Origin of the sequence: uncultured Pontibacter sp., assembly GCF_947499215.1 — a bacterium.
Classification (GTDB): domain Bacteria; phylum Bacteroidota; class Bacteroidia; order Cytophagales; family Hymenobacteraceae; genus Pontibacter.
In genome coordinates this window covers 1,073,563-1,088,346 of sequence record NZ_CANMNI010000002.1, presented here as the reverse complement: position 1 = coordinate 1,088,346, position 14,784 = coordinate 1,073,563, and the positions used below count along the sequence as shown (strand labels likewise).

11 protein-coding genes are annotated in these 14,784 nt (G+C 47.8%); 2 read left to right on the top strand and 9 right to left on the bottom strand.

Going from position 1 to position 14,784, the window contains the following annotated elements; genetic code table 11:
* Window positions 1-134 precede the first annotated feature (134 nt).
* On the top strand, window positions 135-803 hold the full coding sequence (locus Q1A04_RS12915; protein WP_299706458.1) for an ElyC/SanA/YdcF family protein: 669 nt from the start codon (window positions 135-137) through the stop codon (window positions 801-803).
* Between the two features lies 1 nt (window position 804).
* Here Q1A04_RS12915 and Q1A04_RS12910 read toward each other — a convergent pair whose 3' ends face one another.
* From Q1A04_RS12910 to rbfA, 5 genes are all read right to left on the bottom strand, one after another.
* Window positions 805-1,245 (bottom strand): hypothetical protein, encoded by a 441-nt coding sequence (locus Q1A04_RS12910; RefSeq protein ID WP_299706455.1) that lies wholly within the window; start codon window positions 1,243-1,245, stop codon window positions 805-807.
* Window positions 1,246-1,427: 182 nt separating this feature from the next.
* Entirely contained in the window at window positions 1,428-4,364 is a 2,937-nt protein-coding gene (locus Q1A04_RS12905; RefSeq protein WP_299706452.1) for a DEAD/DEAH box helicase, read from the bottom strand.
* Between the two features lie 237 nt (window positions 4,365-4,601).
* Window positions 4,602-5,825, bottom strand: coding sequence for an FtsX-like permease family protein (locus tag Q1A04_RS12900; RefSeq protein WP_299706449.1), 1,224 nt, complete (start codon window positions 5,823-5,825; stop codon window positions 4,602-4,604).
* 92 nt (window positions 5,826-5,917) lie between these two features.
* Window positions 5,918-6,727, bottom strand: a complete 810-nt coding sequence (locus Q1A04_RS12895; protein WP_299706446.1) for a bifunctional 2-polyprenyl-6-hydroxyphenol methylase/3-demethylubiquinol 3-O-methyltransferase UbiG — start codon at window positions 6,725-6,727, stop codon at window positions 5,918-5,920.
* 17 nt (window positions 6,728-6,744) lie between these two features.
* Window positions 6,745-7,140 (bottom strand): 30S ribosome-binding factor RbfA, encoded by a 396-nt coding sequence (rbfA, locus tag Q1A04_RS12890; protein WP_299706443.1) that lies wholly within the window; start codon window positions 7,138-7,140, stop codon window positions 6,745-6,747.
* Between the two features lie 266 nt (window positions 7,141-7,406).
* Here rbfA and Q1A04_RS12885 point away from each other — a divergent pair, with 266 nt between their 5' ends.
* The gene (locus Q1A04_RS12885; RefSeq protein WP_299706440.1) at window positions 7,407-8,813 is read left to right on the top strand and encodes a hypothetical protein; all 1,407 of its coding nucleotides are present in this window, start codon (window positions 7,407-7,409) and stop codon (window positions 8,811-8,813) included.
* A gap of 15 nt (window positions 8,814-8,828) precedes the next feature.
* Here Q1A04_RS12885 and rpiB read toward each other — a convergent pair whose 3' ends face one another.
* From rpiB to Q1A04_RS12865, 4 genes are all read right to left on the bottom strand, one after another.
* Entirely contained in the window at window positions 8,829-9,266 is a 438-nt protein-coding gene (gene rpiB / locus Q1A04_RS12880) for a ribose 5-phosphate isomerase B (RefSeq protein ID WP_299706438.1), read from the bottom strand.
* Window positions 9,267-9,270: 4 nt separating this feature from the next.
* Complete coding sequence (tatC, locus tag Q1A04_RS12875) at window positions 9,271-10,113, bottom strand: twin-arginine translocase subunit TatC (RefSeq protein WP_299706436.1); 843 nt, start codon at window positions 10,111-10,113, stop codon at window positions 9,271-9,273.
* A 32-nt stretch (window positions 10,114-10,145) separates the two neighbouring features.
* Window positions 10,146-11,420, bottom strand: a complete 1,275-nt coding sequence (glyA, locus tag Q1A04_RS12870; protein WP_299706434.1) for a serine hydroxymethyltransferase — start codon at window positions 11,418-11,420, stop codon at window positions 10,146-10,148.
* A gap of 199 nt (window positions 11,421-11,619) precedes the next feature.
* Complete coding sequence (locus Q1A04_RS12865) at window positions 11,620-14,277, bottom strand: choice-of-anchor D domain-containing protein (protein ID WP_299706432.1); 2,658 nt, start codon at window positions 14,275-14,277, stop codon at window positions 11,620-11,622.
* Between the last annotated feature and the right edge of the window lie 507 nt (window positions 14,278-14,784).

Genomic DNA, 14,784 nt, shown 5'->3' with positions numbered 1-14,784 from the left:
CTTCCCTGCACTTAACTGTTTGGGTAGGGCAAAGGTTTTGGTTAATACAAGTTTCACTATTTAGTGCGAAATGTTCTGTATATAGGTTAAAAATAATATATTATACCTGCATTAGTAAACCAGCTAGAGTTTCGATGAAAGCTTTCCTTAATAAGAGATTCGTTAAAGTATCCATAGCAGCACTCATGGTGGCAGCTGTGGCTTTCGCTACATTGATAACTGTCATTAAGCATAGAGCGAACCGCTATACCTATAGCTCTACCGAAAATATACCGGAGTGCTACACAGCGATTGTTTTTGGCGCCGGTATACGTAATGGCAAGCCGAGTAAGTATTTAAAAGATCGACTGGATGCTGGGATCAGATTATACAAGGCCGGCAAGGTGCAGCGCCTTTTGTTATCTGGCGATAATGGAAGTCGCAATTACGATGAGCTAAAGGTGATGCGGGATTACTGTCTTGCTAAAAATGTGAAAGCAGAGGACCTGTTTCTGGACTTTGCGGGATTCGACACCTACTCTACACTGTATCGTGCAAAAGAAATTTTCGAGGTCGATAAAGCTGTGCTAGTTTCACAAAATTACCACCTCGATCGGGCTATTTACATTGGCAGGTCACTTGGGCTGGATAGCTATGGCTATGCAGCGGATACTGGCTATTATGGAGGATATCGCAGCAACATGCTTCGTGAAATGCTGGCAACTGTCAACGCTTTTGTGGAGGTAAATCTTCAGCGTAAGCCAAAATTTCTGGGGGAGCAAGTGAGCATCAAGGGCCCTTCGAACGCCTTGTTGCACTACTAAGCTATACCTTCTTAAACACCTTCTTATAAATCGGCTTCCGCATACCAAACTGTGCCAGCATAAGCGGGTATAGCAATACGTCCAAAGGCTTGAAGCCTGTACTAAAGTCGATGATGTCGTGAATAATGGCACCATCACCGTGCTTGGCGACTAGGTGCTTGTGTCGCCAGTTGCGTAGGGGTGGGGGCAATTCCTGCCCTTCATCCACAAACCAAGCTTCTATCTCGGTGATCTCCCGCTCCGTAATCAGACTCGTCCAGCGGAAAGACTTTATACCTGTCTGCAATTCCACTTCCACCACATCGCCCACCTCGCTGCCATCAAACCGCAAAAGTTTCAACTTCGGGTAGGGTGGCGACAGCCTCCGAAAAAGCCGCTCATCAAATGCGTGGAAAACGCTTAGGTAGTCTTGTTGAACGGTTGTCTGGAGGTGGAGGCGCATGTGTTGAATTGTTGGTTGTTTTTAAGATACTGTTGTTAACCGCTGACTTTCTTCAAAGTTATACCTATCTATTCCTATTACGCCCAATAAAAGAAAAAGCCGCAACACTTATCATGCTGCGGCTTTGGTATAATCATTCATTATCGAACTAACAATCGACAATTAATAATCAACAATTCATTCTAACTCAACAGATTGTCTATATCCTCTTTCGTCAGGCTCTTGATGATGTTTTCGTCGGTGCTGATGAGGTCGGTTACGAGCTGGATCTTGCGGTTCTGCAGGGCCAGTATCTTTTCTTCTACGGTGTCTTTGGTGATAAATTTGTAGGTAAATACCTTGTTCTGCTGCCCAATACGGTGTGCCCTGTCCACGGCCTGCGCCTCTACGGCTGGGTTCCACCATGGGTCCAGAATGAACACGTAGTCAGCGGCGGTAAGGTTGAGCCCCACACCTCCGGCTTTTAGCGAGATCAAGAATACCTGTATGCTCGGGTCATTCTGGAAAAGCTCTACCTGCTGCTGACGGTTTTTGGTGTTGCCGTCTAGGTAGGCATAGGTTATCTCCTTTTCGTTTAGCGCCTGTCTGATGATCTCTAGATGCTTCACAAACTGGCTAAAGATAAGCACCTTATGCCCTTTGCCCACAATGTTCTTGGTCATGCGCAGTACTTCCTTCAGCTTACCTGACTCACCTTCGTAGTTAGGGTCAGTCATAGAAGGGTGACTGGCGATCTGGCGAAGCTTCATCAGGCCCTGCAAGAGCATGAACTGCGTATTGCCCGGCCCGCTTTCCTCCAGACTCGTCAGGATCTTGTTGCGGTAGTAGGACTTGGTTTCCTCGTAGGCGTGCTCCTGCTCCTCCGTCATTTTGCAGAAGGTGGTATTCTCAATCTTCGGCGGCAATTCACGGGCCACCTGCGACTTGTGCCTGCGCAAGATGAACGGCTTGATCAGCGTATGCAGACGACGCGTTTTATGCTCATCCTTCTCCTTCTCGATCGGTTTTAGGAACTCGTTGCGGAAGAAGTGTTGGTTGCCCAACAAACCCGGATTGATGAACGACATCTGCGACCAGAGGTCCATGGTGCTGTTCTCCACCGGCGTACCGGTCAATATCAGGCGGTGGCGCGACTTGAGCGAGCGCACGGCTTTTGAGGTATTGGAGTCCGGGTTTTTGATGGCCTGCGACTCGTCCAGTATAATGTAGTCGAAGTAATAGGTCTTAAGCAGTTCCGTATCGAGGCGCACAATTCCATAAGAAGTCAGGATCAGGTCGTAGTCCTTGAACTGTTCCACGTTCTTGTCGCGGTACGTGCCGGTATAGGTCAGTATGCGCAGCTCCGGCGTGAACTTTTTGGCCTCGTTCAGCCAATTGTAAATCAGTGAGGTCGGCATAACAAGCAAAGTGGCCGACTCAGCGCCATTCTCCTTGCGGTGCTGCAGCATGGCCAGCGTCTGCACAGTTTTGCCCAAACCCATGTCGTCGGCCAGACATCCTCCGAACTTAAAGTCCTTCACGAAGTGCAGCCAATTGTAGCCCGCCTTCTGGTATGGGCGCAACTCGCCCAGAAAACCTGCCGGCAACGGCTTGTCCTCTATGGTGTCAAATTCACGCAGCTTTTCCAGCTTGCGGGTCATGGTAACCTGCGCCAGATTTCCGTTCTGCAAATCATTTACCAGCGCCATGTGGTGCTTGCGCAGCGTGAGCTGGTGCTCTCCCTCCGAAAAAGCGAAGAGCTCAATGTATTGCGTAAACCACTCTTCAGGTATAATCGCTACCTGCCCGTTAGGCAACAGGTACTCGTTGTTGCGGGTGAGGATGTGGTTTTTAAGTTTGATGAAAGGAATTTCGAACTCGCCGAAGCGCACCGTACCATAGATGTCGAACCAGTCATTGTTCTCGGTTATACCTACGTTCACCGAAATATCCCCGATAAAGTAGTTCTTTCCGTTTCTCTCGCCCTGCGCCACCGTAAAGCCCAGTTCTTCGAGCTCCTGCAGGTTGCTGTTGAGCCACGAAAAAGCCGAGCTTTTGTCCAACACCGCCTGCCCATTCCTCACTTCCAGCTCGCGCTTGGCCAGTTCTTTCACATACTGTTTCTCATGCACAGCATCGCGAATCAGCTTATGGAAAATGTAGGAATCCTCCGTTTTCTCCATACTCACGCTAATGCGCTTGGCCTCCTGCGTCTCCACGACATAGTCGCCATACTTGAACGACAGGTTAAAGAGGATTTTATCGGCAGCGGCTGCGGCCCGGTCAGCCTTGCCGTTATCTGTGCTGCCGTTGCTGTACAAGGCCGAGGCATCGGCAGCTTTTATCTCTGAAAAGGTCAGGTAGGGGCTTGGGGTATAGCGTTCCGATTTTATGTCGAAGCCGGTGGCGCGCACATCGAAGGACTCCACCAGCGCTGTCACAAACTTGCGGTAGTAGTTCTCCTCCACTGAGCGTGGAATCAGAATAAACTTCTTGTTCAGGAAGGGCTGCAGCTTTTTGCCGTCTATGTCTTTTTCAAAACTGTAGATCATGCCATCCAGCATCAGCCAAGCGGGCTCATAGCATATCAGGGCCGCGTTACGGTACTGAAAGTGCAGTTGCTCGCCTTTGTATTTGATGGTAGGGTAGTAGTGGGTGTTGTCTTCGTTGCGGCGGAAGTGAAACAGCACGCTTGCCTTTTCGGGTGCCACCTGTATCTCCTTCCAAGCCGGATCGCCGTCCTTGCCCATAATGAAGGTCCTGCGGTCGCTGAGCATGTCCAGAATCTTGCCCATGCGCACCTGTATGTAGTGGCTGATGGCCTCCTGCATGGTTTTGTCACCTTTCTCAGGGTCGTATACCTTCAAGAAAAAATCAATTGGGGAAAGTTTCTTTGGAGAGAATTTCTTCAGCACCGCGTCCTGTTGGATCTGGTCGATCAGTGCGATCAGTTTAAAGTCCTTCGCATCGAGGCGAGAGGCAAATTCATCGGCGTTTTTGGCAGAAATATTCTGGTGCTGTAAAGTCAGCTGGCCCTTGGTATTTATCTGCACCACAAAAGACTCGAACAGATATCCCAGATACTCGTGCTCAAACAACGAGTATATCACCTGAAATGGCTGTGTGGTGTATACTTTCATGCAGGTACAATTTTAGGACTTCAAATTTACTCCCAAAACTCCTGATTTCCTATCTCGCAACACCCCAAACAGGCCTGTGAATCAAAATATTTTTATATTTTCAGAAGAAGATAACCTAAACCAGCGAATGAGCGACTTTCTATTTCAATATATATTGCTTGTTCTATATAAAACTGATCACTTAGCTTCATATTAAAAGACTTCCGCCTCAATCGGACTGGTTAATGCAGGTATTCCTTAGATGTTGTCGCGCACCGACATTGCGGCGGCTTTGCGGGCAGGGCGGATTGAGACGAGCATGGTAATGATGACAATGGCAGCGCCAGTCAGCACAAAATCCATGAGTTGGAGCTTTACAGGATAGGAGTCCACTACCGAGGTCGCCATGCCCATCGACACAAAGCCGAAGGTCTGTTGTAGGTTCGCAATCAGCATACCCAGCGACAGCCCATAGGAGGCTCCGATAAAGGCTACCAGCGCTCCCTCGAACAGGAAGATATTGCGGATCTGTTCTTTCGTGGCCCCCATAGAAGCCAGTATGGCAATGTCCTTTTTCTTATCGATCACAAGCATGGAGAGCGAGAAGAAGATGTTGAGCGAGGCGATGAGCAGGATAAAGGCGAACGTGATGAACACAAACAGCTTCTCGACCTTAACGGCCCGCAACAGACTGGTGTGTTGTTCGTCGCTGTTCTGTACTTTAAAACCATCTCCCAGCACTTTCTGCAAAGACTTCTTCACAGTCTCTATCCGGAAGTCTGGCTCCACCTTAATCTCGATGGCCGTGCGCTTCCGGCCATACTCCATCAGTTCCTCAGCAAATTGTATCGGCACGAACACATAGGCGTCGTCGTACTGCCGCTCGATGGCAAACACGCCACCCGGCGTTATATTCAGGGAGTTAAAAGAGCCCTCGGGATTGAGGGGACTGAACTTGGTGTTGCGCGGATACAGAAACTGCAGAGGCGTAAACTGGTTGCTCAGCCTGACTGAGAGCTGGTACTGCACCCCGCGGCCCACCAAAGCATAGTAATTATTGTTGGCGTACAGGTCGTAGCCTCCCTCTACCACTGATGAACCAATCTTGTTCTGTTCAAAGAAGTTCTCACTCACGCCCTTCACCTTTACCACCATTTGGCGGTCGTTGTAGCGCAACAGGGCGTTGTCTTCAATCACCTCCGTCACCAGTGCTACCCCGGGGGTGTTGCGTATGCGGTTCATAAACTCCGTATCGGTCTCGAAAGACTTGCCTTCCACTGCCGATATCTTTAGGTTGGGGTCGAAACTGGTATAGATGGTCCGGATCAGATCCTCGAGCCCGTTGAACACCGACAGCACAATAATCAGTGCCGCCGTGCCCACCGCCACACCAATCATGGCAATATTGGAGATAATGCTAATAATGTTCCTCTTCTTCTTAGAGAAAAAATAACGCTTCGCTATGAGAAAAGGGACGTTCATTTAATTGCTTATAGGTTAGATGCTTAATTGTTAAATAAAGTACATAAATATATTGAATCAACAATTTAACAATTAAGCAATCAACAATTCAATTATTTCCACGCCTTTACGATCAGGCCAGTGCCAGATGGGTGGTTTCCTTTCACGTCAAGCCAGTTTAGGACTAAGCTTATCGGAAAAGTAAGAAGATAGTAGAATGGCAGCACTAAAAAGAATGCCTTGGAAGTGTTCAGCATCAGCATTGGGTACTTCATAGACAGGCGCCATGAGATCTGCCCCGGCTTGCCATAGGAGTAACGCGCCTCCACCTTACTGAAGCCAGCCAGTTTGAGCTTGTCCTCTATTTCCTTTATGTTATACCCGTCGCGCACGTGTTCTTCTATGAAAGAGGTCTCGTCATCGCCGTGCACATCGGAGCCACCTTGGTCAGAAGGGGTGGAGATAACCAGCATACCGCCCGGCACAAGCGATGCCTGAAAGTTGCGGAACACCTCCACGTCTTCCAGAATGTGTTCCATCACATCCACTGAAAGAATGAGGTCGTAGGTATTTTCCTCCCGGTACTTCACGAGGTCGCCAATACGGAACAGTACGTTCTGTCGATTGATCGCCCTGAAAAAGCGGTTGCTATCCGAAATCTGCTCTTTCTTTACATCCACGGCCAAGATACTCCACTTGCTGCTCTGGCTGGAGAGCCAGTAGGTATACTGCCCGAATCCGGAGCCGGCATCCAGTATGTGCTGTTCCTCGCCTTTGCGATTGTCGGCCCACTCCCGGAGCTCTTTGTGCACATGCCAAGCGCGCAACAGCAACAGGTCAAGCAAATTGTAAAATACGCGGCGCAGGAAAGGCGTCTGGTTGAACACATTGCCCAGCACACGCTTAATCGGGTCATACTGCATAAGGGTGATGCTAAATGCTAGCGGGTATAGGTATCGTCGTCCTCGTCTTCCTCTGGGGCCGGCGGGATGTCTATGTTGGAGAATAGCTTGTCGATGTTGGCGGCGTACTCGGCACTGTCGTCTAGGTAGAACACCAGTTCCGGAACAACGCGCACTTGGCTTTTAATGCGCTGGGCCAGCAAGTGACGGATCGTCTTGGTGTTGGCGCGCAGTTCCTGCAGTAGCATCTCATTGCTAGTTTTGGAGTTCATCACGCTCAGGTATGTGCGTGCCAAGCCAAGATCGGGTGACACGCGTACAATACTCACTGATATGAAGGCGCCACTAAAAAGGTGTGGCACTTCCCGCTGGAAGATCTCTGCCAATTCCTTTTGTATTAGGCGCGAAAATTTCTGTTGTCTTTTACTTTCCATATTGAAGATGCAAATATCATATTAATTTCGCATTTTTACCCCAATTGTGCCTGAGAGCTTGTTTAAAATTCATCCTTTGCGCTGCAAATCGCTCCTACAGGAACCTGTCATCACTATTCATTCGCCCCATAGCGCTGCTATGCGACTCATAAATCGTTTCGACAGAACCCTATAGGTCCAATTTTCGCTTGCAAAAACGAAATTTAAATAAGCTCTGCTCATTTCGGTTCAAGCTGGTGTATAGTTCTTTCTAACTCCGTCTTCCTTTGATTAGTTACTTCCGAAGCATACTGCCTTCCCGTCTTGTTGCCCTGATATTGCTGTTTCTGGCTATCCGAATCCCGCTCATTCTGTTGGGTATTCCGGCCACGGCTCCTGAGTTGCTCTACATGCTGGTGGGCGAGCGCATGGCTGACGGGTTTGCCATGTACCGCGACATTTACGACACGACCGCCCCGCTTTCCGCCTTTGTGTACTGGACCATTGATGTGGTGGCCGGGCGCTCTTACCTGACCTACAGACTGACGGCGACCTTCTTGCTGCTACTGCAGGCAGTGCTGCTCAATACCACGCTCAACCGAAATCAGGTATACGCCGGCAAAGGCTACATACCTGCCTTGCTATACCTATTGCTGGGGAGCATCACGGCTGAGTTCGACATGCTCACACCGCTGCTGATCGGCAACACGTTCCTGATCATGTCGCTACCTTATATCATTACCATCTCCAGAGAGGGTTTTGAGAACAACCGGCTTTTTGTGGGAGGCTTCATGGTGGGCTTGGCGGCAATGAGCTATCTGCCGCTGGCTATTTTCCTGTTGGTGGCAGCTTTTGGGGTTGTGCTGTTCGCCTCTAATACGTTCCGCAGCTTCCTGCTCATGCTCTGCGGTTTTGCCTTTCCATATGCGGTCCTGATAACCTATTACCTGTACACCAACACGACTTCTTATTTCTTAGAGATGCACCTGCTGCAGCCTTGGCAATTTGGTGCCGAATTTCTGCTGCCGCCCGCGCATTTGGCCACGGCGCTGGCGCTCCCGGCTATTTTGCTGCTGCTGTCGCTCATCAGCACCACCTCCCTGCCGCAGCGACTGGTTTTTCAAGGCAAGTTTCAGCAGCTGATGACGGTATGGCTCCTCGTGAGTATTATTATTGTGATCACACGTAACCAGCTGTCGGTGGGCACTTTCCTGATCATGCTTCCGCCCATCGCCTATTTTGGCGAGTTCCTGTTTACCAGCCGCACGAAGAAGTGGATTCTCAATCTGATGTTCTTTGTCCTGTTAGGTGGGGTGCTGCTGCTGCGTTATCGGGAGCCTATAGGTATAGCACAGTATGTGCCAGTGGATGACTCCCGGCTTCTGCTTCTTCCTACGCAGCCCGTGCCGGGACTTTCTAACACCACCGTGCTCGTGCTCGGCGAGGATAAGAGCTACTACGCACACAATAAACAGGCTACCCCATACCTGAACTGGCAGCTGGCGCAGCGACACTTCGGCCGCTTAGACGAATATCAGGCGGTGTATGAGCTCTACCAGAATTTCCGACAGGAAAGCCCGGCTTACATTGTGGACCAAGTCGGACTCATGCCCCAGTTAAAACACAAACTGCCGTCTGTTTTCGAAGGTTATGAGCCCACGCAAACAGCGGCAGTCTATCAAAAAATTCGTTAGAGTCTCAGGCTTGCCTTAGCAAACCGGAATCTTGTCTACGCGGTTCTGGTGGCGGCCTCCTTCAAACTTAGTTTCCAAAAACACGCGTGTCATGTCGGCGGCTACCTCCTGCGATACAAAGCGGGCAGGTATGCAGAGTATATTAGCATTGTTGTGCTCACGGGCAAGCTTAGCCAGTTCTGTTTGCCAGCACAGGGCCGCACGCACCTCTTGGTATTTGTTGGCCGTCATGGCCACGCCATTGCCGCTACCACAGATCAAAATACCAAAATCAGCCTCTTTGTTAACGACCGCCTTAGCCAGCGGATGCACGTGGTCCGGATAGTCTACGGAGGCATCAGAGCCGGGGCCGAAGTCAGTCACCTCGTGGCCAGCTGCGGTGAGCTGCTCCTTTAACAGGTTTTTGTACGTGAAGCCGGCATGGTCGCCGCCAATGGCAATTTTATATCCCATAGTTTTAGTCGTTATTTTCGTTTAACCTTTTCAGATCACGTTTGATGATTCTTCTTGACACGCTGATACTTACTTCATACAGGACTATCAGCGGGAAAGATATAAGCAACTGGCTGATCACATCCGGCGGCGTGATAACAGCGGACACAATCAGAATAACGATAATGGCGTGTCGACGGTATAGCTTCATAATCTCCGGTGAGAGCAGGCCTGCTTTCGTAAAGAAGTATACGATAACCGGCATCTCAAACATAAAAGCACAGGCCAGACACAGCGTGGTGAGTGTCGAGATGTAGGATGACAGGTCAAACTCGTTGAGGATGGACGGGTCCACCTGATAGCCAGCCAAGAAGTTGATCGAGATCGGAGCCACCACATAGTAGCCGAAGAGCAAGCCCATCGCAAACAGAATCGATACCCAGAACACCGCACCGCGTGAGTTCTGCTGCTCCTGTGGATATAAGCCGGGCCTCACAAAACGCCATATCTCCCAAAAAGCATAGGGGAAAGCCAAGGCTAAGCCGATTATTAGTGACACCATGATGTGCATCGAAAACTGCCCGCTCATTTGCCGGCTCTGGATCGTAAACCCTAGGTCCTCAATACACAGGACGCTTGAGCCAAAATACTGCCCGATCTCGCACATCATCCTATAACTTAGGAAGTCTGTGCGCGAGGGGGCCAGAATAATGTCGTGGAATACGAAGCCTTTAGCCAAGAACGCAGCCGTAGCGAAGACGAGGATCGAAGCCACTGACCGGATAATATGCCACCGCAACTCCTCCAAATGGTCCACAAAGGACATCTCTTGCTGCTGTTCCGCTCCCTCGAGTTGTGGTTGGTCCATCAAAATTATGGCGCTTTAAAAGTAAAGGGTGATTAGTAGGCGAAAAGCGGGTACTGCTGCATCCAGCTGTTTACCTCTTTGCGCACGGTATCTATTTTGCTTTCGTTGTCGTGGTTGGTTAGCACCACATCCATAAATTCCACAATGCGGTCCATATCCATTTCTTTCAGACCACGTGTTGTGATGGCTGCCGTGCCTACACGCATACCGGAGGTCACGAACGGCGACTTGTCATCGAATGGAACCATGTTTTTATTGATGGTGATGTCGGCTTTCACCAGTGTGTTTTCTGCCAGCTTGCCGGTTATGCCTTTCGAACGCAGGTCAATCAGCATCATGTGGTTGTCGGTGCCACCGGAGATGATATTGTAGCCACGCTCCACAAACGCACTTGCCATCGCCTGTGCGTTTTGCTGCACTTGCTTGATGTAACCCATATAGTCGTCAGACAGCGCCTCGTAGTAAGCAACCGCCTTAGCCGCGATCACGTGCTCCAATGGGCCACCCTGCGTTCCCGGGAATACCGCACCGTCCAGCAAAGAAGACATCATGCGGACCTCGCCTTTCGGGGTTTTAAGTCCAAACGGGTTCTCGAAGTCTTTGCCCATCATGATCATACCGCCCCTTGGTCCACGTAGTGTTTTATGCGTGGTAGTGGTGATGATATGGCAATGCTCAAATGGATCGTTCAGAAGCCCTTTGGCGATAAGACCTGAAGGGTGGGAGATGTCAGCCAGCAGGAGCGCACCTACCTCATCGGCGGCGGCACGCAGTTTTTTGTAGTCCCAGTCACGGCTGTATGCCGAGGCACCACAGATGATCAGCTTCGGCTTTTCGCGGCGCGCTGTCTCTACTACTTTATCAAAATCGATCAGGCCAGTCTCTTGCTCCACGCCGTAGAATGACGGCTGGTACAGCTTGCCTGAGAAGTTCACAGGAGAACCATGCGTCAGGTGACCGCCATGCGACAGGTCGAAACCCAGTATTTTATCGCCCGGCTGCAACACGGCCAGCATAACGGCGGCGTTTGCCTGCGCACCGGAGTGCGGCTGCACGTTGGCCCAGCTAGCTCCGAAAAGCTCTTTTGCCCGGTCGATAGCCAGTTGCTCTGACTGATCCACAATTTCGCAGCCACCATAGTAGCGCTTGCCCGGTAGGCCTTCGGCGTACTTGTTGGTCATTACGCTACCCATGGCCTCCATCACCTGATCCGAAACAAAGTTCTCGGACGCGATCAGTTCGATGCCGTGGGTCTGGCGTGCTTTCTCTTTTGCAATCAGGTCAAATATAGCTGTGTCTTTCTGCATGGCTGCTTTGGTTTTATAATCCTTCAAAATTAAAGCTTGCGCCGGAATAAACCAATGTTTCAAAAGTTTATCTACGGAGCCGCCTCTGCCCTTGGATTTCTGGCTTTTAAATTTGTTCTCGCATTCTCTCCGATGGCAAAGCATTAAAACGAGAAAGCCCGCCATTGCTGGCGGGCTTTCTTAAGAGTTGTGCTTAGACTTACTGCTTCAGGAGTTTCACCTGCTGCGTCTTGCCATTGAACTCTGTCATCAGGATGTAGATGCCTGTTGGCAGGTTGTCGCTCAGGTTCAGTTCGATGGTGTTCTCGCCAGCCTCGATGTCGTAAGACTTGCTCTGGATTCTGGTTCCGCTCATGTTTACTACCGAAACATTTAGCTTGCCAGCCTCAGGCGCTGTGTACTCCAGCTTAGAGTTAGGCGCGATCGGGTTAGGGTAAACTCTTGGCTCAACTGCCAGATCCAACTGACCTGCTTTCACCTCTACCACTTTGCTGTAGTCAGTAGTACCGTCGAAGTCCACTTGCTTCAGTCTGTAGTAACGCGTACCGAGGAAAGCACCCTTGTGGTCGAACTTGTAGTCCTGACGAAGCGAGGTAGTTCCTACTTTGCTGTGTACTTTACCTACTGTCTTGAATTCACCTTTAAAGTTGTCGGTCATCTGCACTTCGAAGTAGTCGTTGTCCTGCTCAGAAGCCGTCGCCCACGTCAGCAATACTCCACCGTTCTGCTTGCGCGCATTGAAGGCGATGAGTTCTACTGGGAGAGGAGTAGTTGGAGTTGACCCGTTTACAGTTAAGATTTCTGTGTTAGCGCCTTCTGAAGCATGCAGTATCTGTACTGAAGATGTTCCGGTTGCGCTTGGCGTGTATCGTACATATAAATATGTTTCATTCAGCCAATTATCCTGAATTTCCATTTGCACGTTCGGTTCGTACGTGAGAGATCTCACAAAAGTCCCTTCCTCTCCCGTTTTGGATATCAGATAGTCTTGTGAAGTACCGCTCACGTCTACTGTAATGTTTGCACCATCATTGAGGTACTCAGCACGTATGGTGTAAAATTTTGTATCGGTTGAACCAACTTCTGCAATTATGCTCATCTCATTTTCTGAAAGGAAGATGGTCGGCTTGATTACTGTAAAGGTATCGCTTTGCACAGAGCATTCTGCTGAATAGATTTCAACTGGTCCTGTAATGGCTCCCACTGGCACCGTCACATCTATTGTGTCAGCATTTACTATGTAGAAAGAGGCATCTACACCTCCAACTGTAACTCTTGTAACCTGATTTAAGTTTGAGCCTATAACATAAACATAGTCTCCGACTCTTCCTTCATAGATATCTAATCTATCTAGGGTTATGCTACAAACTGGTGGTGCTGTCGCTGTTCCATTTAATGTGAGGTTTTGTGTTTCCGCTCCACTAGAGTTATGAGAAATATTTGCTGTATGAGAACCTTCTTCTATAGGAGTATATTTTACATAAATTGTAGTAAGACCTAAAGATCCGTCAATAATTTCTGATGAAGAGAAAATAATACTCTGCCCATACGTGACCCCGTCTCTAGATATAGTGAAAGGACCTCCTAAACCGTCTACATTTAATACTACACTATCACCCTCATAAATATATGATGCACTCACCTGATATTGATCAACAATACTTTGACCAACTTCCGCACTCATACTAATTCCTGTTTTCGAAATTGTTATAGTTGGATTCAGCACAGTGAATGTAGCACTCTGAGCTGAACACTCAGAAGTAAATACTTCTATAGGTCCTGTAATAGCTCCCATCGGCACTGTCACATCTATTGTGTCAGCGTTCACTATGTAGAAAGAGGCATCTACACCTCCAACTGTAACTCTTGTTGTTCTATCCAAATAAGAACCAATAACATAGACATAATCACCAACCTCACCCTCATACACATCTAATCTATCAATAACAGGACAGTATACACTCTCTCCAGTTACCGTAAAAGTATACGGGTTTATCTCCTCATCATTGTTGGCAATACTTATAGTTGCTGACCTAGAACCAACATCAACGGGTTTGAACATAACGTTAAATGAGGTACTAGCACCTGGAGCAATAGTAGTTGCTGTATTTGATAAGTCTAATATAAAATCTGATGGATTATAACCAGATATAGTAATTACAGAAGGGTCAGTAAGAATCAAGTCTGCATTTCCTAAGTTTTCGATAGTAAATGATACTGGATCACTTTGACTACCAAGAGAATATCTTCCAAATGCGTACGTTCCAGTACTACTTAATATATCGGAACTACCCTGCTTTACATTAATTTTAGGTACTAACTTGGCTACAATAACCTCATCTACTGACACAGATGTTCCTGATACACTTGCTAATACTAACCTTACTGCTCTTGTAGAAGGCGAAATATTAAAAATATATTTTTTCACTTCCGTGGCTTTGGGATTAGTAACTTGACCAACTGTTGTAAAGTTTGTTCTATCAGAAGATTCTTGAACATCAAAAGTTAATCCCTTGTAGTTTCTTCCACCATCTGCCTTCAAATAGAATCCTACTTGGCCGGCAACGTCATCAAATTGTATTTCTATGCGGTCTCCTACACCATCAAAAGTAGCAGTTCCTCCTGTTGTACTAGTTCCTATACTAGGTTCTTTATCTAATCCTAAGCCAGCTTGTGACCATCCTGTTGGCAACCCTGTTTGCCATGGACCTTCCCATTTTGCCGGCAAATTGGCAATTCCATTTGTTTGTCCATGAGTTTCAATAACATTTGCAAAGCAGAATAGCAGAAACAGCAAAAGCAGCTTCATGGTGTGTTTCCTATAAAGGAATTTTAAAAGGGTAGAAGTTTGTGCCATAGTGTAGCGATTTAATAACCCAATAATAATTTAATGTATGTAATATGAATATGATTGTATGCTGCTCTAAAACTTAGTACACAGGCTGATTTTAAACAAGCCTATTTCTTGAGAATATTTTGTGCAATCATTCACACAATAAATCTCATTTTAAAGCTTATAACCCTCACCTGTATATTAGTATTTTTTAATATTGCTCGATAAATATAGTGCAAAGTTAAAACAAAAGACAAATATCTTAGTCAAAAATTTATATATAAAATTTTTTTGGTTTAGTACCCTATCAAACTTGTACAATTAGAATAGGCAAGTTCATGAATCTCCTCCTCATACCTCATAGCAATTTTGCATAACGACAACGATACATTTCCTGTCTCTTTATACCTAACAATCTCATAATCACCTACAAAAACCTCATTTAGCACTTTCTCATTATAAATATAAACTTCTACTATATACAAATTCACGTGCTTCTGCACTATGTTATAATTATCTCACAAGTATCAT